We start from the raw sequence: 26,032 nt of genomic DNA, 5'->3' as shown, positions 1-26,032 counted from the left end.
ACTCTAAGCGGCCGGTGTGAACTCGTCGTAGATGACCGTCCCGCCGCGGACCGTGCGCAGGCAGCGCGGCAGCGGCGCGCCCGGCTCCAGCCTCGGCAGCGGCGGCACGCCCGAACGCGGGTCGGTGGACCAGCGCTGCACGCGGCTGTCGGCCGTGGCGACGACGAGGTCGGCCGCGTCCCAGATCGCGTAGTGCGCGGGCGCGCCGGGGACGAGGCTGCCGGTCACGCCGTCGTTGACGCCTGCCGCGCGGTGCCCGGCGCGCGTGTGCGCGGTGAACGCGGCGCGCGCGGAGAGCCGTGCTTCGGGAGTGTGGTGGTGCACGGCCGCGCGGACCGCCGCCCACGGGTCGACCGCGGTCACCGGAGCGTCGCTGCCGAAGGCGAGCACGACTCCTTCCGCGGCGAGCTGCGCGAAGGGGTTCAGTGCTGCGGCGCGGGCGCCGAGGCGTTCGGAGTACATGCCGGAGTCGCCACCCCAGGCTTCGTCGAACAGCGGCTGCACGGAGGCGACGACGCCCCATCCGGCGAGTTGTCGCGCCTGGTCCGCGGTGACCATCTCCAGGTGCTCCAGCCGGTGGTGCCGCGCGGCGAGGGGACGCTGGCCGATCTGCTTCTCAGCGAGTCGGAACCCCTCGATGACCTCGCCGACCGCCGCGTCGCCGATGACGTGGAAGCCCGCCTGCAGCCCGGCTTCGGTACAGGCGACGAGATGGTCGGCGATGACCGCCGCGTCGGCGTAGAGGGAGCCGGAGGTGCCGGGCTCGTCGGAGTACGGCGCGGTGAGCGCGGCGGTGCGGGAGCCGAGGGCTCCGTCCACGAAAAGGTCTCCGGCGACGCCGTGCGCGCCGAGGCGACGGGCGGTGTCGAGGGCGTTCAGCTCTCCCCAGTAGCCGACGACCTCGGGCAGTTCCGGACTGGCCAGCGCCAGGAGGTCGGCGAAGTCTTCCTCGCCGGAGATGTCCGGGCCCGCGCATTCGTGCACCGACACGATCCCGCGCGCGGCGGCCGTCGCGAGGAACGCGCGCTGGGCTGTCTGGCGCTGCGGCCGGGTGACCGCGTCCCGGGCCGCTCCGCGGACGAGGTGGTGGGCGGCGCGGGTGAGCGGGCCGTCCGCGGACCATCCGGCGGCGGATTCGACGCCCGGCGCGAGTTTCGCCAGCGCGCTCGAGACCAGTGCGGAGTGGACGTCGACGCGGCTCAAGTACACGGGCGTGTCCCCGGCGGCCGCGTCGAGTTCGGCGCGGCTCGGCAGCCGCTGATCGGTCCAGGACGACTCGTCCCAGCCGTGCGCGAGCAGGACCTGCCCGGGAACGACGGCGCCGCGCACCGCGGCGAGCAGGTCGGCGGAGCTGCGGACGGCGGTCAGGTCGAGGCCGGTGAGGTGCAGCCCGGTGGAGGTCGCGTGCACGTGGGCGTCCACGAACGCCGGCGCGACGAACGCCCCGCCCAGGTCGACCACCTCGGCGTCCGGGTGCAGCGCGCGGGCCGGGGCGTCCTGGCCGACCCACACGACGGTGCCGCCGGAGACCGCCATCGCGGTGGCGTCCGGGGAGGTCGGGGTGTCGACGCGGCCGCCGAGCAGGAGCGTGGTGCTGTCGTTCACCCGCCGAGTCTCCCGCCTGGTCTTCCGAGCAGGGCAGACCGGGTCATCGTGCAGCAAGATTTACGGTCGACTAACGTTATGGCAGGATATTTTCACGCGTTCCCGACGACTTGGAGTACAGATGACTGCGATCCAGGAACCTGTGCCGACTGCCGCCGCCTTCGACCAGCCGTACGAGTACGCCCGCGCCGAGCTGGTGGAACCCGACTGGCGCCGCTTCCCCGGCTGGCGCGACGTCACCGAAGCAGAGTGGCGGGACGCCCAGTGGCAGCGCGTGCACTGCGTGCGCAACGCCAAGCAGCTGCGCGCCCTGATGGGCGATCTGCTCGAGGACCGGTTCTACGAGGACCTGCTCGCCGACCAGCGCGAGATGGCCACGATGTCGATGCTGCTGCCGCCGCAGATGATCAACACGATGGCCCCGCACGCGGGCACCGACCCGGCGAAGGTGACCGAGGCGTTCTACGCCGACCCGATCCGCCGCTACATGCTCCCCGTGCGCAGCGACCGGGACGAGCGGTGGCCGAGCCACCCGCACGCCGAACGCGACTCGCTGCACGAGGCCGAGATGTGGGTGGTCGAGGGGCTCACCCACCGCTATCCCACGAAGGTGCTGGCCGAGATGATCTCGACCTGCCCGCAGTACTGCGGGCACTGCACCCGGATGGACCTCGTCGGCAACTCGACCGAACAGGTCGAGAAGCACAAGCTCGCGCTCAAGCCGGTCGACCGGCAGGACGCGATGATCGACTACCTCAAGCGCACCCCCGGCGTCCGCGACGTAGTGGTCTCCGGCGGCGACGTGGCCAACGTGCCGTGGCCGCAACTGGAGTCCTTCCTGATGCGGCTGATGGACATCGAGACCGTGCGAGACATCCGCCTCGCCACGAAGGCGCTCGCGGCGCTGCCGCAGCACTGGCTGCAGCCGAAGGTGACCGAGGGCCTGCAGCGAGTCGCCCTGACAGCCCAGGCGCGCGGGGTGAACCTGGCTATTCACACGCACGTGAACCACGCGCAGTCGGTGACCCCACTGGTCGCGGAAGCGGCGCGGACGGCGTTGCAGGTCGGGGTGCGGGACGTGCGGAACCAGGGCGTGCTGATGCGCGGGGTTAATGCTACTCCGGCTGCGCTGTTGGATCTTTGTTTCGCTTTGCAGGGTGAGGCTAATATTCTGCCTTACTACTTTTACATGTGCGACATGATTCCCAATGCGGAGCACTGGCGGGTTTCTGTGCACGAGGCGCAGGAATTGCAGCATTCGATCATGGGGTATTTGCCGGGGTATGCTACGCCGCGGATCGTGTGCGACGTTCCCTATGTGGGGAAGCGGTGGGTGCACCAGTTGGCGGAGTACGACCGTGATCTGGGGATTTCGTACTGGACCAAGAACTACCGGACCGGGATCGAGCACGAGGACCCGGAGGCGTTGCAGCGGAAGTACCCGTACTACGACCCGATCCAGACGCTGCCTGAGGCCGGGCAGAAGTGGTGGGCCGACCAGAAGAACCACTGACCCCGAGCACATGATCCCGGGCGCTTGCCCGCGACTGGGCGACAGACCTGCAAGCCGCGGCTAACCGTCACGGATCCGCGCCTGGCCATGGGCGAACCGTGCAGGGAAGAAGACCGAAAACTGGTGCCTGGCCAGCGAAGATGCTGCTGGTCAGGCACCAGTCAAAGTGCCGCGACGGCACCGTCGTTACGGCGAAACAATCCGACCTGCCCGGTCGTGCGAGCCCCTGCCCGGCCGCGAGGACACACTCAAAACGTCCGCGATCTGATCGGCGAATGGCCCAGATACTCCACAGTGGACACTCATGCAAGACTCCCATCCGGCCGGTCCGCGGGACTATTTCTTGCAACCCAGATAGCAAGGGATCTACTATTTTAAGCCCAACTCGGACGCAATAGCTTCCGAAATGCTTGCATGGATGGTCGAAGGTGAATTCACCTGGCTATTCGCTCCGCTGCACGGGCTATTTCCGAGGCGTTTGGATCCGAAGTCCACTGGGGCTGAGCGATTCTGACGCCCGGTCCGGCCGAACCGCGGACGCCTGGCGTTCACTGGCTACCGGGACCGGTGCGGCCGTCGACCGTTGCAGTGCCGGACGTACTCGGCAAGCACGGCGCGCAGATGCCGCTCGCTCAGGATCAGCATGCGGTCGGCGAGTTCGGATCTGGCGGTGAGTACAATGTACCTACCGCTTCCGCCTGCATCGCTCAACGCGCATCGCGCCCTTCACGGTGCCAGAAAGTCCCTTTTAGCCTGCTGACGGGCAGGTCGCCCACGGCGGATTTCCCCCTCGAACCGCACGGCGCCGACACTCTGCTGAGCCGACGCGCCATCGTCAGGCGGCGTCTTCAGCCAGCCGCGGCTGCGGAACGTTCCGCTGCAGCCTTCGAACCGGCCCGTCGCCTCAACAACCGTGTACTCCACTTCCAACGTCGACGATTCGCCATCGGCACCTGGACCCAGGACGGCCCGGTCGATCGTATGCAGCCTTGATCCGTCGTGATCCAGGAACTGATGAAACATGGTGTACGTAAGGCGTCCGTCCGCCAACTCCGTTTGTTCGCTCGTGGATTCGCCATACGCGGCACCGTTCACCGCCCCCGTCATGGCGCCGATGCCCGTCGTCTTCGTCACGGTCAGCAGAGTGGCCGCACCCTCCATGCTGATGCGCTCGCCGCGCGCCGTGGGAGCCTGATCGGTCATGGCCCGCCTTCCGTCGTACCGGTCTTGCCTGTCAATGCAGGATCGACCAGGTTCACACGGCCCGCAAAGAACTTTGCCGAATCAGCAAATCATGATTCTTGACGCCAGAGAGGTCACCCATGCCCGCCCTTTTACATCTTTGATGTGCAGCTTTCGCAGCTACTCCGCCCAGTCACCTTACGACCGTCGACTGGCCCGAGCCGGCCCTCCGTGGGTGAACCTCGTTATAAGCGGCGCAAGCAAGACTTCTCCTTCACGGCGCTGCCGAAGAACAACTCCGCAGCCCGTCGGCATTTCCGCTGTTCCTGAACCGCGCCGGATCCCTCGATGATCGTTTCATGTCATGCCGCCGAACCGCCGTTCTGCTGGGCACCCTCGCCTTTCTCGCCTCCGACCTGTCGCGCACCACCGAAGTGCCGCTGGGCCCCGGCGACAACGCGTGGTTCTTCCAGCCAGGAACCTGCGCGCTCGTGGTCGTCTCGCACACCGGCGACGAGGACAGCTACGACCACACCGTCACACTGTCCGACCCGGTCACCGGGCAGCAACGCAGCTCCCGGACGCTGCCGATCGCGCTGGGCGGCGACAGCGGCATCCGCGAACCCGCCGGCGGCACCCCCTTCGTCCCGTCACCGACGCCAGGCGCGCTCGCCGCGGCGTACGCGGACAGCAACGCCCACCAGCTGATCGTGGCGGACCTGACTACCGGCGGCGCCCGCCGTCTGGACGGACCCGGGAGCGAAGCCACGCAGGTGCTCGGCTGGACCCCAGCGCGAACATCACCAGGTAGGACCCGGCCACCAGCATCCATTCCCACCGCGACCGCAGCCTGCCGCGCGAGAACGCGAGCCCGAGGCTTCGCGCCGACCGCCGCGGGATGATCGCCGGGTGGGGCTGGAGAAGTCGTCGCTGCGGCTCAGGCGGGGTGGCCGTACTCGTTGATGGATCCTGCGAGGACCGAGGTCCGCACGAGTTCAGGGCCTTCGGGGTCTTGGACGGCACCGGGGTGATCCTGGACCGCGGGTGGTCGCTGGCTTCGGGACTGGTGTGGTCGATGCCTGTTGTAGGGCTCCTGGTACTCGGTGAAGGCCCGTCCGGCGTGGGCCTCGTTCCTGACCGGGATGTGGTCGAGGACCTGGCGGCGAAGGGTCCCGATCGCTCTTTCGCAGTGAGCATTCATCCACGGAGTCCGCGGCGCGCAGAGCTTGCGGGTGCGATGTTCGAGGAACGCCAGTGCATACACCCATCTGCCGGTGATCGTGTCCCTGTGGAAGAAATCCGCGGCGATGATCCGCCTGGGCGATGAGGAACTCACTCCAGCTCGGACCGGTGCGGCACTGATCCGGGTCGACGCCCGCCGCATGCGAAATTCCCCCGGCCGCGGAAGGCGTGACCCGATGCCCCAACTGGCCCGATGCGTCGGCGTCGAGCATTGCAGTCCCGATTCCTGGCGATCAGCCTCCGGTGCCAGTTCAGCAGCGTCCCCGGGGTGACCAGGAAGACGCTGCGCCAGCGGTGGCGCGGGAACAGCGACGACAACACAGCCAGCCAGAACCGGTCTGTGGGCCGGACCGTTGATCCGTCGGCGCAGCACCGCGTTCTGATGCCGGAGAACGAGCACCCCGGCAGCACCTCAGCAAAGCCGCACACATAAGCCCCAGCGGCGACGACTTCCCGAGCCCACAACGTAAGTCGGGCAACTCTGCGCCAAATCACCACCGATCCCAGCGTGGTTGTGCGGACAGGCTGGGACGCGAAAGTCAAGGCGAGGTGGCGGGGCTGCGCGGGCACCGGCGAAGGACACCCGTCGCGCCCCGTCACCTCTTCCTCGCCAGATCATGGAGCCGCTGGGGTCGACTCTCGCGAATACGATCTGGCGATCCCGCGCCGTCCGCGACGGCACGGGTGCCTGGCGAGATCAGCCCGGCCGAGCGAAGCCACATCATCAGCCGGGCCACCGGCAGGGACACCGCACCTCGGACTTCTCGCCATCCCGCTGTTGTTCACGGCAGATCCTTGAGCCGAGCAGGCAACCGCCCCCACGCCTGGTGCTGCGACTTCGGCCCGCACAAGCCTGCTGGCGAACCACTACGCAGATCACCGTCGAGCCGGATCCGGGTGCATAGAACCTCGGCTGCTGACCTCACGATTGCGTGTCCACAGTCGATATGACCAAAACGGGCCGGGCCGCCTTCAGCGTGAAGTGGCCGTAGCCGGAGAAGCCCAGTCCGAGGGAGGCTGCCCGACGACATCGGCTTTGCGAACCCGCGCTCCTCCTGGACGACCGACCCGGCTGTTGTCTGCTATCAGATCGCTCCCCTCTCGTGTCACCTCGACGTTGCACGAACTGCCCCCTCGACAGGTCGTGCAACGTCGAACCCGGCGCCCGGACGAGCTGACGAAAGCCCACCGCATGGTGCGGGCTCGACGTCGCTGCCGCGGTCTCCCGATCCAGTCTGCTGCCGCTGGATGCTCAGTGGATCTTCCAGGTCCGCTCACTCTCCATAACACCAAGGTCAGAGGCCAAATCAGGTTTTCCGGTCCGGACAGTCGAACGTTCACAGAGGCCTCAACGGTCCCCAGCGGTTGCGCGATCAGGCCCTTCCTCACCACCTCGCCGCACATGCCACCGGACTCCTCGGCAACTCACATCAGCCGACGCTCGACCGGCAGAACCAGAAGAGGCCGAGGCCACGCGTACACGACGTTCAGGGCCAACCCGCTTCGAATGTCTGGTCCACATACGTAACGACCAGCCCGTCAGGGATCACCTTGCATTCTCGGGCCACGGTGACGAGTATGGATCTCCGCCTCGCAGGGGTAGCCGCATAACTACTCACGGCACACCTCTTGCCGCAGCGGCGACATCAGCTTGGGGAGGGCGATGAGGTGGGCTTTGAGCCGCGTGGGCTGTTCGCGGAGCGCTTCGCGCTGCTCTACGCCGAAGCGGGCGATCCGCCGCTGAAGCGGGTAACCGAATCAGTTCTGCGAGCGCGCCGGGTCGATGAACGGGGTCGTCCCGTCAGAGTTTCGGCGCAGCGGGTAAGCGACTGGCGACGTGGACGGAACGTTCCTGCCCGCTTCGCCTCGCTGGCTGTCGTTCTGGAGATCCTGATCGGACAGGCACGCCAGATACGTCCCACCCCGATCGTGCCCGAGCTGTACGACCTGGTTGCCTGGCGAGAACTGTGGAAGCTGGCTCTCGACAGCCCGATTCCCGGCACTTCCGCGGCCGGTGACAGCCCTGACAGCAGAACTGCCGGGCAGCCCGGATCCACAGACTCGGGTGCGTGCCCTTACCGGGGCCTGGCGTCGTTCAGGCAAGAGGACGCTGGCTCTTTCTTCGGACGCCGTCGCGGCACGGACGCTCTTGTCGCCAGGTTGGCGAACAAAGCAGGCGCCGGGATGGTCATGCTGGTCGGGGCGTCAGGCGCCGGGAAGTCGTCGCTGATCGCCGCCGGTCTGCTCCCGAGGCTGGAAGAGGCGCCTTCGGCCGGCGCATCGAGCGGCAACTGGACGGCCGTCACGATGACTCCGCGGGACAATCCGATCCGCGAACTCATGGCACGTGTGCCGGAGCTTGAGAATGCCGTCAAGCTTTTGTCTGATTGGCGCAGCACAGAAGCTGGAGCTTGGTCAGGCGAAGACACGGCCATGGGGCAAGAGGATGCTGATGGCACCGAGGAAGATTTCCTGGCAGCGGTTCAGGTCGCCGTCGCCGAGCACCTCGACCGCCAAGCGCGGTCGATGACTCAGCTTGTGCTGGTCGTCGACCAATTCGAGGAAACCTTCACCCTGTGCACGGACGAGGTCCAGCGAAGGTTGTTCGTTCGCACCCTTCACGCCATCAGCACTGTCACTTCAGCCGACACTGGGCGACCTGCTGTCGTGTTGCTCGGGTTGCGAGCTGATTTTTTCGTTCATTGCCTCGAATACCCGGAACTCACGGCCGCCTCGCAGAGCAACGACCTGCAGGTTCTCGGCCCTATGACCACCGGCGAGCTGCGCGAGGCCATCACCGGCCCCGCGAAGTCGGCGGGGCTGCAGCTGGAACCAGGGCTCGTCGAATTGATCGTCCGCGACGTCAGTGCTGGTGCGGTGCGCACTCACACCGGTTGGGCGGAAAGCCTCCACGACGCCGGAGTTCTGCCCCTGCTGTCGCACGCGTTGCTGGCGACCTGGCAGCATCGCCAGCCTGGCAGGCTCACGATCGAGGCGTACCAGGCAGCCCGCGGAATCCGGGGTGCGGTAGCGGCGACCGCGGAACGGGTGTGGGCCGACCTGGATCAGCCAGGGCGAACAGCCGCACGCGCCATTCTCCTGCGACTTGTGCGAGTCAACGAGGACATGCGCGACACGCGGAGGCGATCGACCCGGCAGCAATTAGTCGACCAGGCCGAGGATCCCGCGTCCGCGGAGAAGGCTCTGGAAATGCTGACCGCAGCCCGGCTGGTCACGCTCGACGAACGATCGGTCGAAATCACGCACGAAGCCCTGCTTCAAGCCTGGCCTCGGCTGCGAAGCTGGCTCGATCAGGACCGGGCGGGAAACCTCCTGCGTCAACGACTTGAAGAGGACTCGACGTCCTGGGACAGCCAGGAACGCGACGCGTCCTTGCTCTATCGAGGTGCGCGCCTGGAGACGGCTGCGCAGTGGATGAAGACAGCTGGCCCCGCTGACGTAACGATCACTGCCCAGGAATTCCTGGCGGCATCTTCACGACAACACCGCCGAAACAGCTGGGCCCGGCGCGCCACCATGGCTGCTGTGGTCGTCTTCGCCCTTGTCGCGGCATCAACGGCAGTGGTAGCCATTCGGCAACGCGACGAAGCCCAGTTCCTGCAGGTCGTCTCCGAAGCCGACCGGCTGCAGGCGTCCGATCCCTCGCTGGCGGCCCAGCTCGATCTCGTCGCGCACCAGTTGCGTCCAGACGATCAGAATGTGCTGACCAGGCTGCTCTCCACCCAGCAGAGCCCGCTGGCCACACCGCTGACCGGCCACAACGGCGCTGTGTACTGGACCGGCTTCAGTCCCGACGGAAATGTCCTGGCTACCGCCAGCGCCGACCGTACAGTCCGGCTCTGGGACATGCGTGACCGCGGACGACCACGCCAGCTCGGGGTCCCCTTGACCGGATTCGGCAGCTGGGTCGCTTCGGCGGTCTTCACGCCGGACGGCCGCACACTGGTCACAGCCGGCGACGACCACACGTTCCGACTGTGGGACGTGGCCGATCCCGCCCACCCACGTGCGCTGGGCCCCCCAACAAACGGCGGCGGTGGCACCATTTACACCGCCACAGTCAGTCCGGACGGACGCACGCTGGCCACCGCTGCCAGTGACCGCGCGGTAAGACTCTGGAACATCGCCGACCGCGAACACCCGGTCTCGCTCGGGAGCCCGCTCGCCGGCCATGCCGGACTTGTGCGGACCGTGGCGTTCAGCCCGGACGGACGCACCCTCGCTTCCGGCGGCAACGACCATACGGTCCGGCTGTGGGACATCTCCGACCCCGCCCGGCCATCGCCGCGAGGCCAGCCGCTCCTCGGTCATTCCGGCATCGTGCATTCGGTGGCTTTCAGCCCCGACGGGCACGCTCTGGCCAGCGGGAGCGAAGACAAGACCGTGCGCATCTGGGACCTCGCCGCGCCCGGAGGTCCGGTCGTTCTCGGCAAGCCTCTCCTTGGGCACGTCGGGGAGGTCTGGCAGGTCGCGTTCAGCCGGGACGGTCGCATGCTCGTGTCAGGAGGTGACAGCACCGCGCGGCTCTGGAACCTTTCCAACCCGTCCCGTGCGGTGCCCCTGGGCAAGCCGCTGTCGGCCAGCAACGGCAACGTGTTCTCAGCCATGTTCAGCCCAGACGGACGTACACTCGCGGTCGGCAGCGGGGATGGCATAGCACGGCTGTGGTCGATACCCGATCTCATCTTGCTTGGGCACAAGTCAGCCATCACATCCTTGGCTTTCAGTCCGAACGGGCAGCTCCTGGCAACTGGTTCCGAAGACAACGCCAGCCAGCTCTGGAATGTCACCGATATAGCACATCCGCGTCCTCTTTGGCTCTCGAAGACGGGACACAGCGGGCCCGTCAGCTCGGTCGCGTTCAGTCCCGACAGTCGCATCCTCGCCACCGCCAACGACGACGGCACAATTCAACTCTGGGATGTTGCCGCCCCGGCGAGCCCGACTCCGATCGGACATCCCCTCCGGCTGAAAACAAGATATGGCAGCCCCGTTCTGTTCAGCCCGAACGGCCATCTTCTTGCCACAGCCAACGACGATCGAACCCTGCAACTCTGGGATGTCCGCAACCCGGCGGACCCCGTGCGAATGGGCCAGCCCATTCCCGGCAAACCCTCGAGCGGGATGCCAGCGGCATTCAGTCCCGACAGTCGCATCCTCGCCATCAGCAAGGATGACAGCACCCTGCAACTCTGGAACATCGCCGACCCCGCACATGCGGCACGCCTCGGACTCCCTCTCGCCGGGCACACAAAGCCAGTGCTGTCCGTGGCGTTCAGCCCGAACGGCCACATCCTCGCCACGGGCAGCGACGATCAAACCCTCAGGCTGTGGAACATCGATGATCCGTCGAACCCGACTCCGCTGGGCCAACCTCTCGTCGGGTACACCGAGGCCGTGAACTCCATCGCGTTCAGCCCCGACGGCAGGATGCTTGCGACCGGCAGTACTGATCGAACATTCCACCTATGGGCCGTCTCAGGGACGTACGCAACGCCCATAGGTCAACCCATAGGCACAGACGCAGACGTCGTCCATCTAAGTTCCTTTTACCCCGTCGATCTGCGCGGGAAAATCCTGGCAACCGGAGGAGAAGACGGCACAGTCCGAATCTGGAACCTCGACGAGGAGCAGGCCATCCAACGAATATGTGCGTCAACCAACAACGTGCTAACTGATAAGCAAGCACAACTGCATATCCCGCAGATCGCTTATGATACACCTTGCCGGTAATTTTTCCGCCCGCTGGCCGCAGCACTCAACCGGACTGAGCCGGGTGTCACTGCCGGACATTTCATTCACTTCGGCTCTCCACAACATTCATGCCAGCATGTAGTATTCAGGCATGAATATTATCAGCAGGTTCGGAGCCCTTCCTGCTGCGGTCACAGTTCTCACTGGAACGACAGCCCTGCAGATGACGCTTATTACAGTCGGTAACATCACGGACTTCGGGACGAATCAAGATTTCGTCCGTCATGTTCTGGCAATGGACACTACATTCCAGTCGCCTAACATGATGTGGCGCGCCATAACCAGCCCTGGACTCGCCGACGCCGCTTACATTGCCATCATCGCATGGGAGCTGATCACAGCACTGGTGCTCATTGCCGGATTTATCTGGTGCATACGGAATCAACTAGCTGATTACCCTCTGCCGATGGCGCACAAGCTGTCCAGCCTTGGCTGGGTGATGCAGTTAACGCTTTTTGGGGTCGGCTTCCTCGCAATAGGCGGGGAATGGTTCCAAATGTGGCAATCCAGCAAGTGGAACGGCCTCCAGGCGGCCCTTCAGCACGTCATTATCGCCGCATTCGGTCTCGCACTCGCCCACCTCGCCACGAAAGATTCGAAGCGCAGCGGGCGAACCTGATGGCGATTTCAGCTGACCGTTGACCCGGCTGGCACAAAGCCCCTGGCACAGGGTGAGGTTGCCGCGGCCCTGCCACGGTGCCACTCCGCAGTGAGACAGTGGCACATCGAACCCTGGCACTGAAACCCCGCTGCTCGAAGCCCACCGCATCGCGCCTGGCACCTGCAGCCGGATTCCCGAACTGAAGGTTCAAGGAGGTTATGCGCGTAGCCCACGAGTCCGGAATCGATTTCTTCATAGCTGGCTTCACGCCACGCTGGCAGGCGGCCGGTAAAACTGGCCGATGCGCCACCAGGCATGCCTACCCTATGATTCAGAGCCCGCGGTAGGACGCGTCAGCAATGCGCAAATACCGCTATGATTTGAACAGCTGCATCCCTCGGAAAAGTCGAACCGCATTATTGGACTGTAAGTCTGAAGCTGCGATTTCAGTCCCGCGCGAGTTGGGGGCCCGAGCGGGACACGTAAGCGTTCAGCTTCCCCGCGCGAGCGGGGTGGTCCCCGGCGCAGGAATCCGGCTGCTGTGCCGGCTTCCCCAGGCCGGGATCGAGTCCAGTCGGCTTCTCCCCCATCCATCAGCAATGCCACCGCCGTCAGATCAACCGCCGGTGCGACCAACGGAGCCACCCACACAGGCACGCCCAGACAAAGCGCATGCACATTGCCGAAGCCGAACAAGTACGTCAGCCCAACCACGACACCCGCCATCACGGTCACCGCAGACACGCCCGGATCACGCCCAGCACCCGACCCCGTCCAACCGCCCGTCGTACCGCGCCCGGCTCGCAGCGAACCACAAGGCACAGCCCGGCAGCTGCGAGCCCGAGACCTTCACCGCACGACAACACCAACCGCACGAGACGACACCGCTAGCGCGCTAAGACCAGACGAGAAGACACTGACCACCATCGCCCGGCATCATCCGACACGTCGGGCCGTCAGCTCTTAACCAGCGGGTTCGTGATCAAGTCGAGAGGCCCACCCGTCGACGATCCGGCACCGCCAGGTTTTCGATCCGTCGCGGGGCGACTCATCACCCACCGCACACCACGCTCAGAGACCACCGGCAACGGCGGACCTTGCCTCTCCGTTCTGGACCTCCGGCATTTGGGCGAACGAAGCGAGACGGCCCGCAGTCCGCCACTGACGCAGCACTCGCCGCCCGTAGTTATGGGTCCCCGCCACACGGTCCAGCTCCGCACCCGATTGCCGCCGACCCGAGGCCATCTCCTGCTCATAGTGCAGCCACATCCGCTGCTCAGCCGTCAACGCCTCACCCACCGCGACCCCAGCCGACACTGACTCCGCGACCGCCTCGATTTCATCCGCCCGCCGGCCCGACTCGATGCCCTGCGCCAAGTCGACCGGCAACGGCCGGTGCCGACGCAAGGCACGGTTGAGCAACTCCACGACAAGCAACAGAGCAAGCGGAGGACAAGCCGCCACCGCGCACCCGACGACAGCTCACAATCCCCACTACAGCGGAAACCCGCAGCTCAGAGGCTATTTCTTTCGACGTAGATGTCGTCCGAACCGCCCCGGGGATTCGAACTCACACTGGACTTTCTTCGTTCGTTAGCCAATCGACAGCCGTGTGGATAGTGTGCAACTCGACCCGCCGATCTCTCGCCGCCTGCGTACGCAGGACTCGATGACGAGAACGCCGGCTCGCTGGCTATTCCGAGCCGCCAGCCAGCCCAGCCCACCGGAGACCAGTGCGTGCGCAGTGCTCGCGTCGCACCGGAGTTGCCGAGCCGTATAGACGCCGGGGCCGAAGGTGGCAGCACTAGGCGCCGTCGAGGTCGGCGGAACAACTCAGTCCGATGGCAGCGTGCTCGAAGCCGCGGCGATCACTGGACTCGCCGCGCTCGAACGCCGCCACGGCGGCAACGCCAGCACCACACGCGAGGCGAAGTAGCGGCTGCCCGCCTTGTATGAAGCGCCAGGAGCGGGCTCGGACACGAGAGCAGGCGAGTCCTCTGCTGCACTGCGGCTTTGGGGCAATCATGGCTGGCGGCCTCACCAGAGAGGCGGATTGCAGGAAGTTGAAGACTCTGCTCCCGCACTGCACACTGGTGTGCACGATCTGTGACCTTGGGGAGGGATCACGCGATGGACGGACCCGGCTTTCACGTCGACGTGGACAAGCTGGAAGAGGCCGCGACGGGGATTCGGGAAAGCGTCGACGGCCAGCGAAACTTCGAGCTGCGCGGATTGTGCGGCGACACCGACCTCTATGGCCACGCCGGCGTGCACGACGCGCTGATGGACCTCTGCGTGCGCTGGAGCGACGGACTCGACACGCTCACCGACGACGCGGGAGCCATTGCCGACACGCTGGCGCGAGCAGCCGTCGCCTACCGCCTCGGCGACGGGGCCGCAGCACGCACGTTCACCGCAGACCCAGGCGAAGAGGCAGTGACCGGTGGCTGAGCTTGGACAAACCCAAGAGCCGACCGAACTGGTGAAGGGGGACGCTGCCGCCATCGAGGAAAACGTCCGGGCGTTGCGTGGTCGCGCCGACAGCGCCGGCCGTGCCTCGGACGGGCTCAAGTCCCTCGACACCGGGGCGTGGCAAGGCCCCGCCGCCCGGGACTTCCACGACAAGTTCTCGTATGAGCCTGCGAAGTGGTACACCGCCGCCGACTCCTTGCTGTCCGCAGCCGACGCGCTCGCCGGATACGCCAGCACGCTCCGCTGGGCTCAAAGCCAAGCCACCGAGGCCATCGCAGCATGGAACAAGGCGCAAGCAGCGACCCAGCAAGCGCAGCAACAACACAACGACGCGTCAACTCGGGCAGCCGCGAACGGCCAGCCGCCACCGCCTTTCTCCGATCCAGGCGAAGCCGCACGAAGAGCAGCTCAGGCCACGCTCGACAATGCCCGCCGCCAACTCTCCGACGCGGGAGACGACGCAGCCGCAGCCATCACGGAGGCCACTGCTGGCGCACCCGAGGATTCGAGCTGGCTCGACGATGCAGGCAACTTCCTCGCCGACGCCGGAGGTCACCTGGTCAACGGCCTCGCGTCGTTCGGGAACGCGATGATCAACCATCCGGGCGAAGTCGCCGCTGCCGCCGCCGGAATCGGACTGACCGTCATCAGCTCGGCCGGCGAGGGCCTCGGTGCTGCGCTGGACGCGACGGGAATCGGAGCGGTCGCCGGCGTGCCGCTCAACGTCGTGTCCGCGGCAGGCATCGCCACCGGCGCCACGATGGCCGGCGCCGCGATCGGGAGTCTCGCAGCCCACGCCGCAGGCGACGACCACGTCTCGCCCATGCAGGCCAACCAGAGCACCAGCGGTGCGGGAGCGGAGGCCGAACCCCCGTTCTCCGCACCGAAGGAGATCACCGGCAAGACCGACCACGGCGGCAAGCAGATGGCCGAACGCGACGGCCACGGCGTCAACGACGCCGCAGCACACGACGCCGTCGCCAACCCGACCAAACCGCCCAAGTTCAGAATGGACAACTACGGCGGGAGCTACCGCTACGTCGGCAAGGACGCCACCGTTAACCTGAACCAACACGGGGAGATCACGACAGCGTGGGCACGAACACGAGCAGGCTGGAGGCACGAATGAGCACGGTGATGGACAGCCTCCCCGACCGGTTCCGGCCCATCGTGACCAGCCTGCTGAAGCAACGCGACCCTGAACTATTGACGGCATTTCAGGCGCAGGAGAAACCCACCCTCGACCAGCAAGAGGCAATGATCGACGTCTTGGGCGACGCCTTCACCGAACACTTCGGCCCGGGACACGAACCGACGGAACAAGGCAAACTCATCGACGACGCCCTCGGCGCGTTCCTCACCCGCTGGCCGTCCGAAGACCTCACAGAGGGCTGAACTGCGACCATGCTGACGACCAGCCAGGACGCCGGGCTGGGCGCAGCAGGCTTTCTCGGCACATGGAGTGCGCGGGACAGGAAGCCGAACCTGTCGCCGCACAGCAGACGACCTGCCATGCGGTACTCCCTGGACTTGGTCCGGCTAGTGCGCATTGCGACTGAGCGCAGGCCGCTGCGTCCGCCCCTTTCGTATGCCGACTTCGGTTCTGTGCGGCGACCCCGTCGCTCTTCGCCGGGCGGTCGGATCGCGGCGCAGCAATCGATAGCGTTCAGCCGCAGAGTCCAGTGCGGCAGGCAACGCTGACCGGTCGAACGGTAGCCGCGACCTGGTCCCGGTCAGTCGATCACTCCGACCAGTTGCACCCCTCAGCCGTGGCCAGCCCCCTCCTCGAACTGGCTTCGACGGCTCGTTTCTTTGCCGAAGAGTTGACAGCCGAGATCGAAAAATCGGCTCGCGCAGTGGTTGCCGACCTTAACAAGGTTGCCTTTTGCAGTTGCCGGGGATTGTCGGCGCTGGTGAGGGCTGACCGGGTGGCCGCTCAGCGGGCGTGCCACTGGTGATTGTGGCGCACCAGCGTGCCGTAGTGCGCCCTCTTCAGCTGGTGGGTCTCGACCGAGCGCTCGACCTGCGCCGCAGGGCCGAAAATATTGTCCCGCTAGGCTGTTGGACACCACGAACAACGATGACAACGCCATGGCCGCACCGGCGATCAGCGGGTTGAGCAGACCGGGAGCGCGGCGAGACTGTAGCCGAACGCCCAGCGCGACGCGTCCGCCTGGCCTGAGGACTTCGACCCGGCGATGGAAGCCACGACGCGGCCCGGCCGATGTTCTCCGACGGCGGGCACGCGATGGTGGTCGAAGTCGACCCGTTCACCGGTTTCGTCACCGTCGAAAAAGTCTGGTCGGCGGAGGACTGCGGAACGGTCATCAACCCGGACATCGTCGACGGCCAGGTCCGCGGCGGCGTCGTGCCGGGAATCGGCGCCGCGTTGTTCGAACGGCTCGCCTACGACGCCGACGGCCAATCGCAGACCACCACCCTGCTCGACTACCAACTGCCCACCATGGACGTTTCGCCGCCGTTCGAAATCGCGCATCTGCGCTCGCCCTCGGCCCACACCGCCTACGGCGTCAAGGGAACGGGCGAATCCGGCCTGATCGCCGCCCCGGCCGCGGTCCTGAACGCCGTCAACGACGCCCTGAGCCCGTTCGGCGCGCAGCTGCGCGCAATCCCGGTGACGCCCGAAGCCGTCGTCGACGCGATCGCCGCCGCGGAACCGGTTCGCCGGTGAGCACGACGTCTTCCGCGCACCAGGACAATTCGCCCGGCCGCGTTGTGCGTTCGCACCAAGGGAAACCCGGCGGCCGAAGTACGAGCGGCAGGAATTCAACCGGCAAGGTCAAAGCGAGAATTCGCCCGCAGCGATTTCGACCGGGCGCCCGGCAATCCTCAATTGTTCGTCAGGGAGAGGTTGAACGTGTAGCGCGACGCCCGGTACACGTGCCATCCGTACTCGACGACTCGGCCGGTTTCGTCGTAAGTGGTGCGCTGCATGGTCAGCAGCGGCGCGCCGGGCTCCTCGTCGAGCAGTTCCGCGTCCTCGGGGGTCGCGAGGCGGGCTCCGATGCTCTGCTGCGCCGAGTGCAGCCGCACGCCCGCCGCGCGCAGCAGCTGGTACAGGCCCTTCTCGCGCAGGTCCGCGTCGGACGGGTCGAGCAAGCCGCCCGGGAGGTAGTTGTTCATCACCGCCAGCGGTTCGCCGTCGGTGGACCGGATCCGCTTCAACCGGCGGATGCGGGTGAGCGAGGGAGTTTCGAGCAGCGCGGCGGATTCGGCGTCCGCGTCTTCGAGGCGGTTGCACAGCACCGCGGTCTCCGGTGCGCCGCCGAGACCGGCCAAGTCGTCGTACAGGCTGCTCAGTCGCAGCGGACGGGAAACTTTGGTGCGCACCACCTGGGTGCCGACCCCGCGTTTGCGCACCAGCAGCCCCTGGTTCACCAGCGACTGGATGGCCTGGCGGATCGTCGGGCGGGACAGCCGCAGGCTCGCGGCCAGGTCCAGCTCGTTCGCCAGCCGGGAACCCGCGGGCAAGCGGCCGTCGTCGATCGCGGCGTGCAGCTGGCGCGCGATCTGGAAGTACAGCGGCTCGGGGCTGGCCGGATCCACGACGATCTCGCGCGCGGGGTCCCAGGCCGGGCTGGTGCTCATTCCGCCGAGCCTACCGGGTCCAGGTTCCGATGACCTAATGTCCATATGTCTTGACAAAGTTCTCCGGTGTGCTGCACTGTCGGGGAGCGGAGCCACCGCGGCAGGCAGGAGGACGCGACAATGACCACGAGGTTCGACCTCGTCACGATGGGCCGGATCGGGGTGGACCTCTACCCTCAGCAGACCGGCGTCGGACTGGAAGACGTCACCTCGTTCGGCAAGTATCTCGGCGGCAGCGCGACCAACGTCGCGGTCGCCGCGGCACGCTACGGCCGGCGCAGCGCGGTGATCACCAAGACCGGCGACGACCCGTTCGGCCGGTATCTGCACCGCGCGCTCGGCGAGTTCGGCGTGGACGACCGGTTCGTCGGCGCCTCCCCCGGTCTGCCGACGCCGGTGACGTTCTGCGAGATCTTCCCGCCGGACGATTTCCCGCTCTACTTCTACCGGTTCCCCAAGGCGCCGGACCTCGACCTCGCTCCCGAGGACCTCGACTTCGACGCGATCCGGGCAGCCGAGGTCTTCTGGGTGACGGTGACCGGGTTGTCGCAGGAGCCGAGTCGTGCGGCGACGCTGGCGGCTCTGGAAGCCCGTGGTCGCAGGGGGATCACGGTGCTGGATCTGGATTACCGGCCGATGTTCTGGGAGTCGCGCGAGCAGGCGCGCGAGTGGGTCGGCAAGGCGCTGGAGCACGTGACGGTCGCGGTCGGCAACCTCGACGAGTGCGACACCGCGGTGGCCGTGCGCGAGCCCCGAGCGGCGGCGAAAGCGTTGCGGGACAAGGGCATTTCGCTCGCGGTGGTCAAGCAGGGGCCGAAGGGCGTGCTCGCGGTGGACGACACCGGCGGGGTGGAGGTGCCGCCGGTGCCGGTCGAGGTCGTCAACGGCCTCGGCGCGGGCGACGCGTTCGGCGGCGCACTCGTGCACGGACTGCTGTCCGGGTGGGGCACCGAGCGCGTCATGCGGTTCGCGAACGCGGCCGGAGCGCACGTCGCCGGCGAACTGTCCTGTTCGGACGCCATGCCCACCGAAGACCAGGTACTGCGCAAGCTCGGAGGAGCCGAATGAACACCGTGGAGCGGATCGTCGCCAAACGGGTGCACGATCCGGAGGCGATCGCCGAGGCGGCCGCGGCTCGCGTGCGCGCGAAGTCGCCGTTCAACGACAAGGGCGCGGCGATGATCATCGCGGCCGATCATCCCGCGCGCGGAGCGAACGCGGTGGGCAGTGACCCGCTGGCGATGGCCGATCGCGGCGAACTGCTGGAGCGGCTGTGTCTCGCGCTGGAGCGACCCGGCGTCACCGGCGTGCTGGCGACGCCCGACATCGTCGACGACCTGCTGCTGCTCGGCGCGCTGGAGGGCAAGACGGTCATCGGCTCGATGAACCGGACCGGGCTGGCCGGGTCGAGCTTCGAGATCGACGACCGGTTCGCCTGCTACGACGCGGAAACCATCGCCCGGATGCGGTTCGACGGCGGCAAAACGCTCACCCGGATCTGCCTCGACGATCCCGCGACGCCGAGCATTCTGGAGAACACCGCCAAGGCGGTGAACGACCTGGCCGAGAAGAAGCTGATCGCGATGGTCGAACCGTTCCTGTCCGCGTGGGTCGACGGGAAGGTCAAGAACGACCTCTCCCCCGAGGCCGTCATCCGGTCCATCACGATCGCGTCCGGGCTCGGCCGGTCCTCGGCCTACACCTGGCTGAAGCTGCCGGTGGTGGCCGACATGGAGCGAGTGCTCGCAGCCTCGACGCTGCCCGCCGTGCTGCTCGGCGGCGAGGTCAAGGACCCGGACGCGGCGTTCGCGGCGTGGCAGAAAGCTCTCGCGCTGCCGACGGTGCAAGGGCTCGTCGTCGGGCGTTCCCTGCTCTATCCGCACGACGGCGACGTGGCCAAGGCGGTCGACACGGCGGTGGGGCTCCTGTGAACCTCTATCGGAAAGCCGGAAGCACCGCGGACGGCCCGTTCAGCCTCGCCGTGACGCCCGAATCGGCGGGCTGGGGCTTCTCCGGCCTGCGGGTGCTCGAACTGGACGGCACCGAGACTTTCTCCACCGGCGACGCCGAAGCCCTGGTGCTCCCGCTGTCCGGCAGTTGCACGGTAGAAGTCGACGGCGAGAAGTTCGACCTGGCCGGTCGCGCTGGCGTATTCGACGCCGTTACTGATTTCGCTTACCTGCCAAGGGAATCCGAGGCGACCGTCACCGGTCGAGGCCGGTTCGCGCTGCCCTCGGCGAAAACGTCGAAGCGGCTGCCCGCCCGATACGGCCCCGCCGAAGACGTGCCGACCGAGCTGCGCGGCGCGGGAAACTGCAGCCGCCAGGTCAACAACTACTGCCTGCCGCACACCTTCGACGCCGACCAGCTGCTCGTCTGCGAAGTCCTCACCCCCGGCGGGAACTGGTCGTCCTACCCGCCGCACAAGCACGACGAGGCGCGCGAGGGCGAAAGCGAACTCGAGGAGATCTACTACTTCGAGGTCGCCGACGGCGGCATGGGCTACCAGCGCGTCTACGGCACTGACGAGCGCCCGATCGACCTTCTCGAAGAGGTCCGCAGCGGCGACGTGGTGCTGATCCCGCACGGCTGGCACGGTCCGTCGATGGCCGTGCCCGGCTACGACCTGTACTACCTCAACGTGATGGCCGGGCCCGGGCAAGAGCGGGCCTGGCTGATCTGCGACGACCCCGCACACGGCTGGGTCCGCCAGACCTGGGAATCCCAAGACGTCGACCCGCGGCTGCCGTTCGGAGGCGCACGATGAGGCTGACCACCGCGCAAGCCCTGGTGCGTTTTCTCGCCAACCAGTACTCCGAACGCGACGGCATCGAGCAGCGGCTGATCCCGGGCTGCTTCGGGATTTTCGGGCACGGCAACGTCGCGGGCATCGGCCAGGCACTGCTGCAAGCTGCCCGCACCGGCGAAGCCGACCTCCCCTACTACCTCGCCCGCAACGAGCAGGGCCAGGTGCACGCCGCGACGGCGTTCGCGAAGATGCGCAACCGGCTGCAGACCTTCGCCTGCACCGCGTCGACCGGTCCCGGGTCCACCAACATGATCACCGGCGCCGCGCTGGCCACCACCAACCGGATCCCGGTCCTGCTGCTGCCCAGCGACATGTTCGCCACCCGCGGCCCCGACCCGGTGCTGCAGCAACTGGAAGACACCCGCGGCGGCGACGTGACGGTCAACGACGCCTTCCGTCCAGTGTCGAAGTACTTCGACCGGATCAGCAGGCCCGAACAGCTGATCCCCGCCGCGCTGGCCGCGATGCGCGTCCTGACCGACCCCGTCGAAACCGGCGCGGTCACTCTCGCGCTTCCGCAGGACGTGCAGGCCGAAGCGTACGACTGGCCGGAGGAGTTCTTCCGCCGCCGCGTCTGGCACCTCGACCGCCCGGTCCCTGAACCGGAAGCGCTCGCCCGTGCCGTCGAACTGCTGCGCTACGCCAAGGCACCGTTGATCGTCGCCGGGGGCGGCGTCGTCTACTCCGAGGCCGAACAGGAACTGCGCGCTTTCGCCGAGGCGACCGGCATCCCCGTCGCGGACACGCACGCGGGCAAGGGCACCGTCCAGTGGGACCACTCCTGCGCGGTCGGCGGCCTCGGCTCCACCGGCACCTCCGCGGCCAACGCACTGGCCGCGGACGCCGACGTCGTGCTGGGCATCGGCACCCGCTACAGCGACTTCACCACTGCCTCGCACACCGTGTTCGGCAACCCGGCGGTGAAGTTCGTCAATCTCAACGTCGCCCGCCTCGACGCCGCTAAGCATTCCGCCGAAATGGTGCTGGCGGACGCGAAACGCGGGATCACCGCACTGCACGAAGCGCTCGTCGGCTGGCACGTGGACGACGCGTACCGGACTCGCACGCGACTGCTCGCCGACGAGTGGAACCGCACCGCCGAGGAATGCTTCCGTCTCGGGCACGGCCCGCTGCCCGCGCAGACCGAGATCCTCGGCGCGCTCAACAGCGAACTCGACGACCGCGACGTGGTGATCAACGCGGCCGGTTCGATGCCCGGCGACTTGCAGATGTTGTGGCGTGCCAGGGATCCCAAGGCTTACCACGTCGAATACGCCTACTCCTGCATGGGATACGAGGTCGCCGCGGGCGTCGGCACCAAGATGGCCGCACCGGACCGCGAGGTGGTCGTGCTGGTCGGCGACGGTTCGTATCTCATGATGGCGCAGGAGATCGTCACCATGATCGCCGAGCGGCTCAAGGTGATCATCGTGCTGGTGCAGAACCACGGATTCGCCTCCATCGGCTCGCTGTCGGAAGCACTGGGCTCGCAACGATTCGGCACGTCCTACCGTTATCGCGCCGAGGAGTCCGGCCTGCTCGACGGCGGCGTGCTGCCGGTCGACCTCGCCGCGAACGCCGCCAGCCTCGGCGCGACTGTCCTCAAGGCGTCCACTGTGGACGAATTCCGGACCGCGCTCAAGCAAGCCAAGGCGAACACCACGACCACCGTCGTGCACGTCGAAACCGACCTGTACGGTCCCAACCCGCCCGGATCCGGGTGGTGGGACGTGCCGGTCAGCGAAGTGTCCGACCTGGACTCCACGCGCGAAGCGCGCGAAACCTACACCGCGGCCAAGCGGCGACAGCGGCACTACCTGTGACGAGGAGCAGCGTGAACACCATCGAACACTGGATCAACGGCACCGCCACGCCAGCCGGGTCGACGCGCACCGCGCCGGTCTACGACCCGGCGACCGGCCAGCGGCAGTCGTCGGTCCTGCTCGCCGAATCGGCCGACGTGGACACCGCGGTCGCCGCCGCGAACAAGGCGTACGAGTCCTGGGGCGACTCGTCGCTGACCCAGCGCACCCGGATCCTCTTCGCGTTCCGCGAGCTGCTGGTCAAGCACGAGGACGAACTGGCGCGGATCATCTCCAGCGAGCACGGCAAGGTGGTCGACGACGCGCGCGGCGAGATCGTCCGCGGCCGCGAGGTCGTCGAGTACGCCTGCGGCATCGCGGACGCGCTCAAGGGCAGCTTCTCCGACCAGGTCTCGCGCGGCGTCGACGTGCACGACTTCCGCCAGCCGCTCGGCGTCGTCGCGGGCATCACCCCGTTCAACTTCCCGATCATGGTGCCGCTGTGGATGCACCCGGTCGCGATCGCCACCGGCAACACCTTCGTGCTCAAGCCCAGCGAGCGCGACCCGTCCGCGTCCAATCTCGTCGCGCAGCTCTACGCCGAGGCCGGGCTGCCCGACGGCGTGTTCAACGTGGTCCACGGCGACAAGGTCGCGGTCGACGCCATCCTCGACCACCCGGACATCGCCGCCGTGTCGTTCGTCGGCTCCACTCCGATCGCGAAGTACGTGCACGAGCGCGGCACCGCGACCGGCAAGCGCGTCCAGGCGCTCGGCGGCGCGAAGAACCACGCCGTGGTCCTGCCCGACGCCGACCTGGAGTTCGCCGCCAACCACCTCACGGCCGCCGCGTTCGGCTCTGCCGGCCAGCGCTGCATGGCGATCTCCGTCGCGGTCGCGGTCGGCGAGGCGGGCGACCGGCTGGTCGAGGTGCTCGAGCGCAAGGCCCGCGAGGTCAAGGTCGGCCCTGGCTCGGACTCCTCCAGCGACATGGGCCCGGTCGTCACCGAGGCGGCCCGGTCCCGGGTTGTCGAGGCGGTCGGCCGCAGCGCGGAAGAAGGCGCCACCGTCGTGGTCGACGGGCGCGGCCTCTCCGTCGACGGACACGAGGAAGGATTCTTCGTCGGACCGTCCCTTGTGGACCACGTCACGACCGAAATGCACGCCTACCGCGAGGAAATCTTCGGCCCGCTGCTGGCCGTGGTCCGCACCGACACAATCGACCAGGCGATCGCGCTGATCAACGCCAACCCGTACGGCAACGGCACCGCGATCTTCACCGGCAGCGGCGAGGCCGCGCGGAAGTTCCAGCGCGGGGTCAAGGTCGGCATGATCGGCGTCAACGTGCCCATCCCGGTGCCGATGTCCTACTACTCCTTCGGCGGCTGGAAGGACTCGCTGATCGGCGACAGCCCGATCCACGGCCCGGCCGGCGTCCGGTTCTACACCCGCGCGAAGGTCGTCACCAGCCGCTGGCCGGAGACCGAGGCGCACGGCGCGGCGTTCAACTTCCCCACCGCCACCTGACTCCAGTGCCGCGGCACGCCCGGTGCTCCCGGGCGTGCCGCGGCCGTTCAGCCGGCGAACCTGCCGATCGCGACGACGACGGCCAGCACCAGCAGGAAAGCGTTGACCGGCAACGGACCGCGTTCGGCCCGCACCAGATGCACCCGGAACGCGAACACCTGGACCACGGCCAGTCCGGCCGCGGCGACCGGGGTGAGGACCGGCGAAATCCCGGTCAGCCACGGCAGGACCACGCCGAGCGCCCCGAGGACCTCGACCAGTCCGACCGCCTTCACGCCCGCGTCCGGCGAATCCCTCATCCATTCCAGGCCGCCCGTCGCGATCAGCCGCTCGCGCGACCGCACGAGCTTGAGCCCGCCCGCGGCGAGATAGACCGCGGCAAGCAGTCCCTGGCCGATCCACAGTGCGAGGTCCACCGCGTGCCTCCGTCCGTCAGTGCGTAGCCTGATGATCTGCGCGCCCGGGGACGGCGGCAAAAGGCACACCCGTGTATGTGTCCAGGAACGGAGCCCTGCGTATGGCGGAGGTCACACCCGGGGCGGGCGTTCCGCCGAGGATCCGCGAGCGCGGTGCGGTTCGGGAAGTGCTGGACCGGGTCGGCGACAAGTGGAGCATGCTCGTGATCGGCACCCTGCGTGCCGATCCGCTGCGGTTCGGCGAGCTGGAGCAGGCGACCGCCGGTGTTTCGCAGCGCATGCTCACGCTGACGCTGCGGCGGCTGATCGAGGACGGGCTGGTCACGCGCACCGCCTTCGCGGAGGTGCCGCCGCGCGTGGAGTACGGACTCACCGACCTCGGCCGGACACTGGTTCCGCTGGTCATGGCCCTGGCCGAATGGGCAATGGCGCACCACGAACAGATCAACGCCCACCGGTCCCGGCATCGCTCCGGCACGGCGGACGCGCCAAGCCGCCCCTGACGACACCGTTTCGGGGCGACAAGGCCGGGCCGGAGCGGGAAACCCGGCCCGGCCTCGCGGTCACCCGCCGAAGTGCTTCTCGATCAGCGCGGTCGCTTTTTCCCGCTGCCGCACGGAGATCTCCTCCGCCTGCTCCTCCCAGCCGAACACGCAGGAAGAGACGACGCCGTCGAATCCGACCGACGCGAGCGCGGCGAAGACCTCGTCGAAGTCGACCTCGCCGCGGCCGATTTCCGCGTGCTGGTGCACGCGCACGGTCGAGCCGGGCGGGTTCACGATGTAGCGCAGCCCGTTCGAGGCCGTGTGGTCCAAAGTGTCCGCGAGATGCACGTACGCGACCTTCTCCGCTGCCTCGGCGATGATGCCGGACGCGTCGTTGCCCTGATGGAAGGTGTGCGGTGTGCAGTAGAGGAACGAGATCCAGTCGCGGTTGAGGCCCCGGACGAACTGCACCGCGGCGTGGCCGTCTTCGATGAAGTCGTCCGGATGCGGTTCCAGCACCAGCTTCACGCCCTCGCGTTCGAACACCGGGATCAGCTCGTCCATCGAGCGCAGGAACTGGCTCTCGGCGAACTCGGCGGCTTCGGGACGGCCGTTGAACTCGGAGTTCATCGTGTCCACGCCGAGATCGACAGCGATCTGGACGGCCCGCTTCCACGCCCGGACCGCCGCTTGCCGTTCCTCCTCCCCCGGCCCGGACCAGCGCAGCACCGGGAGCACCGACGCGATGCCCACACCGGCGTCCGCGGCCCGCTTGCGCAGCTTCACCACGGTCGCGTCGTCGGCGCGCGGATGCCCGAAAAACGGGATGAAATCGGCCTTGGGCGACAGCTCCATCCAGTCGTAGCCCATGCGCGCCACCACGTCGGGCAGCTCCAGCACGGAATGGGTCGCGTAGAACATCTGCGGATCGAGAGCGAGTTTCACGGTTTCCTCCGGAAATGGGACAGGGCGGCCGGACGTGCGCCCGGCCGCCC

The 26,032-nt window shown here is 67.4% G+C and carries 21 protein-coding genes; 15 read left to right on the top strand and 6 right to left on the bottom strand.

Annotated elements, in window-relative coordinates:
• Positions 1 to 3 precede the first annotated feature (3 nt).
• Positions 4 to 1,605, bottom strand: a complete 1,602-nt coding sequence (locus D0D37_RS17125; protein ID WP_116201545.1) for an amidohydrolase — start codon at positions 1,603 to 1,605, stop codon at positions 4 to 6.
• Between the two features lie 121 nt (positions 1,606 to 1,726).
• Between D0D37_RS17125 and D0D37_RS17120 the strand changes: the two genes are divergently transcribed.
• Entirely contained in the window at positions 1,727 to 3,118 is a 1,392-nt protein-coding gene (locus tag D0D37_RS17120) for a KamA family radical SAM protein (protein ID WP_208720000.1), read from the top strand.
• Positions 3,119 to 3,844: 726 nt separating this feature from the next.
• Here the strand turns inward: D0D37_RS17120 and D0D37_RS17110 are convergent.
• The gene (locus D0D37_RS17110; protein ID WP_116201544.1) at positions 3,845 to 4,321 is read right to left on the bottom strand and encodes a hypothetical protein; all 477 of its coding nucleotides are present in this window, start codon (positions 4,319 to 4,321) and stop codon (positions 3,845 to 3,847) included.
• Between the two features lie 338 nt (positions 4,322 to 4,659).
• Here D0D37_RS17110 and D0D37_RS17105 point away from each other — a divergent pair, with 338 nt between their 5' ends.
• On the top strand, positions 4,660 to 5,202 hold the full coding sequence (locus D0D37_RS17105) for an NHL repeat-containing protein (protein WP_116201543.1): 543 nt from the start codon (positions 4,660 to 4,662) through the stop codon (positions 5,200 to 5,202).
• A 35-nt stretch (positions 5,203 to 5,237) separates the two neighbouring features.
• Here D0D37_RS17105 and D0D37_RS48835 read toward each other — a convergent pair whose 3' ends face one another.
• The gene (locus D0D37_RS48835) at positions 5,238 to 5,684 is read right to left on the bottom strand and encodes an integrase core domain-containing protein (RefSeq protein ID WP_425266947.1); all 447 of its coding nucleotides are present in this window, start codon (positions 5,682 to 5,684) and stop codon (positions 5,238 to 5,240) included.
• A 1,526-nt stretch (positions 5,685 to 7,210) separates the two neighbouring features.
• Between D0D37_RS48835 and D0D37_RS17095 the strand changes: the two genes are divergently transcribed.
• The 7 genes from D0D37_RS17095 (at position 7,211) to D0D37_RS17060 (ending at position 17,082) form a co-directional block, all read left to right on the top strand.
• Positions 7,211 to 11,296 carry an nSTAND1 domain-containing NTPase gene (locus D0D37_RS17095; RefSeq protein WP_116201542.1) on the top strand — a complete coding sequence of 1,362 codons (4,086 nt, stop codon included), beginning with the start codon at positions 7,211 to 7,213 and terminating at the stop codon, positions 11,294 to 11,296.
• A 112-nt stretch (positions 11,297 to 11,408) separates the two neighbouring features.
• Positions 11,409 to 11,936: a DUF2165 domain-containing protein gene (locus D0D37_RS17090; protein WP_116201541.1), complete on the top strand. Its 528-nt coding sequence runs from the start codon at positions 11,409 to 11,411 to the stop codon at positions 11,934 to 11,936.
• A gap of 1,777 nt (positions 11,937 to 13,713) precedes the next feature.
• A complete protein-coding gene (locus D0D37_RS46650; protein WP_162834280.1) occupies positions 13,714 to 13,854 on the top strand; it encodes a hypothetical protein in 141 nt (46 codons plus the stop codon).
• 194 nt (positions 13,855 to 14,048) lie between these two features.
• Positions 14,049 to 14,369, top strand: a complete 321-nt coding sequence (locus D0D37_RS17075) for a hypothetical protein (protein ID WP_116201538.1) — start codon at positions 14,049 to 14,051, stop codon at positions 14,367 to 14,369.
• The gene (locus D0D37_RS17070; protein ID WP_116201537.1) at positions 14,362 to 15,519 is read left to right on the top strand and encodes a putative T7SS-secreted protein; all 1,158 of its coding nucleotides are present in this window, start codon (positions 14,362 to 14,364) and stop codon (positions 15,517 to 15,519) included. The genes D0D37_RS17075 and D0D37_RS17070 overlap by 8 nt, the downstream gene beginning before the upstream one ends.
• On the top strand, positions 15,516 to 15,785 hold the full coding sequence (locus D0D37_RS17065) for a hypothetical protein (protein WP_116201536.1): 270 nt from the start codon (positions 15,516 to 15,518) through the stop codon (positions 15,783 to 15,785). Before D0D37_RS17070 ends, D0D37_RS17065 begins: the two co-directional genes overlap by 4 nt.
• An 829-nt stretch (positions 15,786 to 16,614) precedes the next feature.
• The gene (locus D0D37_RS17060; RefSeq protein WP_208719998.1) at positions 16,615 to 17,082 is read left to right on the top strand and encodes a molybdopterin cofactor-binding domain-containing protein; all 468 of its coding nucleotides are present in this window, start codon (positions 16,615 to 16,617) and stop codon (positions 17,080 to 17,082) included.
• A gap of 158 nt (positions 17,083 to 17,240) precedes the next feature.
• Here the strand turns inward: D0D37_RS17060 and D0D37_RS17055 are convergent, their stop codons facing one another.
• A complete protein-coding gene (locus D0D37_RS17055; RefSeq protein ID WP_116201535.1) occupies positions 17,241 to 17,999 on the bottom strand; it encodes a GntR family transcriptional regulator in 759 nt (252 codons plus the stop codon).
• A gap of 120 nt (positions 18,000 to 18,119) precedes the next feature.
• Here D0D37_RS17055 and iolC point away from each other — a divergent pair, with 120 nt between their 5' ends.
• Genes iolC through D0D37_RS17030 form a run of 5 tightly spaced genes read left to right on the top strand, consistent with a single transcriptional unit; the run spans position 18,120 to position 24,136 of the window.
• Positions 18,120 to 19,067 (top strand): 5-dehydro-2-deoxygluconokinase, encoded by a 948-nt coding sequence (gene iolC / locus D0D37_RS17050; protein ID WP_116201534.1) that lies wholly within the window; start codon positions 18,120 to 18,122, stop codon positions 19,065 to 19,067.
• Positions 19,064 to 19,930, top strand: coding sequence for a Cgl0159 family (beta/alpha)8-fold protein (locus D0D37_RS17045; RefSeq protein WP_116201533.1), 867 nt, complete (start codon positions 19,064 to 19,066; stop codon positions 19,928 to 19,930). Before iolC ends, D0D37_RS17045 begins: the two co-directional genes overlap by 4 nt.
• Entirely contained in the window at positions 19,927 to 20,766 is an 840-nt protein-coding gene (iolB, locus tag D0D37_RS17040; RefSeq protein ID WP_116201532.1) for a 5-deoxy-glucuronate isomerase, read from the top strand. Before D0D37_RS17045 ends, iolB begins: the two co-directional genes overlap by 4 nt.
• Positions 20,763 to 22,631, top strand: a complete 1,869-nt coding sequence (gene iolD / locus D0D37_RS17035; RefSeq protein WP_116201531.1) for a 3D-(3,5/4)-trihydroxycyclohexane-1,2-dione acylhydrolase (decyclizing) — start codon at positions 20,763 to 20,765, stop codon at positions 22,629 to 22,631. Before iolB ends, iolD begins: the two co-directional genes overlap by 4 nt.
• Positions 22,632 to 22,642: 11 nt before the next feature.
• Positions 22,643 to 24,136: a CoA-acylating methylmalonate-semialdehyde dehydrogenase gene (locus tag D0D37_RS17030; RefSeq protein WP_116201530.1), complete on the top strand. Its 1,494-nt coding sequence runs from the start codon at positions 22,643 to 22,645 to the stop codon at positions 24,134 to 24,136.
• 47 nt (positions 24,137 to 24,183) lie between these two features.
• On the opposite strand, the gene D0D37_RS17025 is transcribed toward D0D37_RS17030, so the two are convergent.
• The gene (locus D0D37_RS17025; RefSeq protein ID WP_116201529.1) at positions 24,184 to 24,552 is read right to left on the bottom strand and encodes a DoxX family protein; all 369 of its coding nucleotides are present in this window, start codon (positions 24,550 to 24,552) and stop codon (positions 24,184 to 24,186) included.
• A gap of 101 nt (positions 24,553 to 24,653) precedes the next feature.
• On the opposite strand from D0D37_RS17025, the gene D0D37_RS17020 reads away from it, so the two are divergent.
• Positions 24,654 to 25,055, top strand: coding sequence for a winged helix-turn-helix transcriptional regulator (locus D0D37_RS17020; protein ID WP_116201528.1), 402 nt, complete (start codon positions 24,654 to 24,656; stop codon positions 25,053 to 25,055).
• Positions 25,056 to 25,115: 60 nt separating this feature from the next.
• Here D0D37_RS17020 and D0D37_RS17015 read toward each other — a convergent pair whose 3' ends face one another.
• Positions 25,116 to 25,982, bottom strand: a complete 867-nt coding sequence (locus D0D37_RS17015) for a sugar phosphate isomerase/epimerase family protein (protein WP_116201527.1) — start codon at positions 25,980 to 25,982, stop codon at positions 25,116 to 25,118.
• Between the last annotated feature and the right edge of the window lie 50 nt (positions 25,983 to 26,032).

The sequence above is a fragment of the Amycolatopsis circi genome, from assembly GCF_003385235.1.
GTDB lineage: Bacteria > Actinomycetota > Actinomycetes > Mycobacteriales > Pseudonocardiaceae > Amycolatopsis > Amycolatopsis circi.
This window is presented reverse-complemented; position numbering and strand designations above follow the sequence as displayed.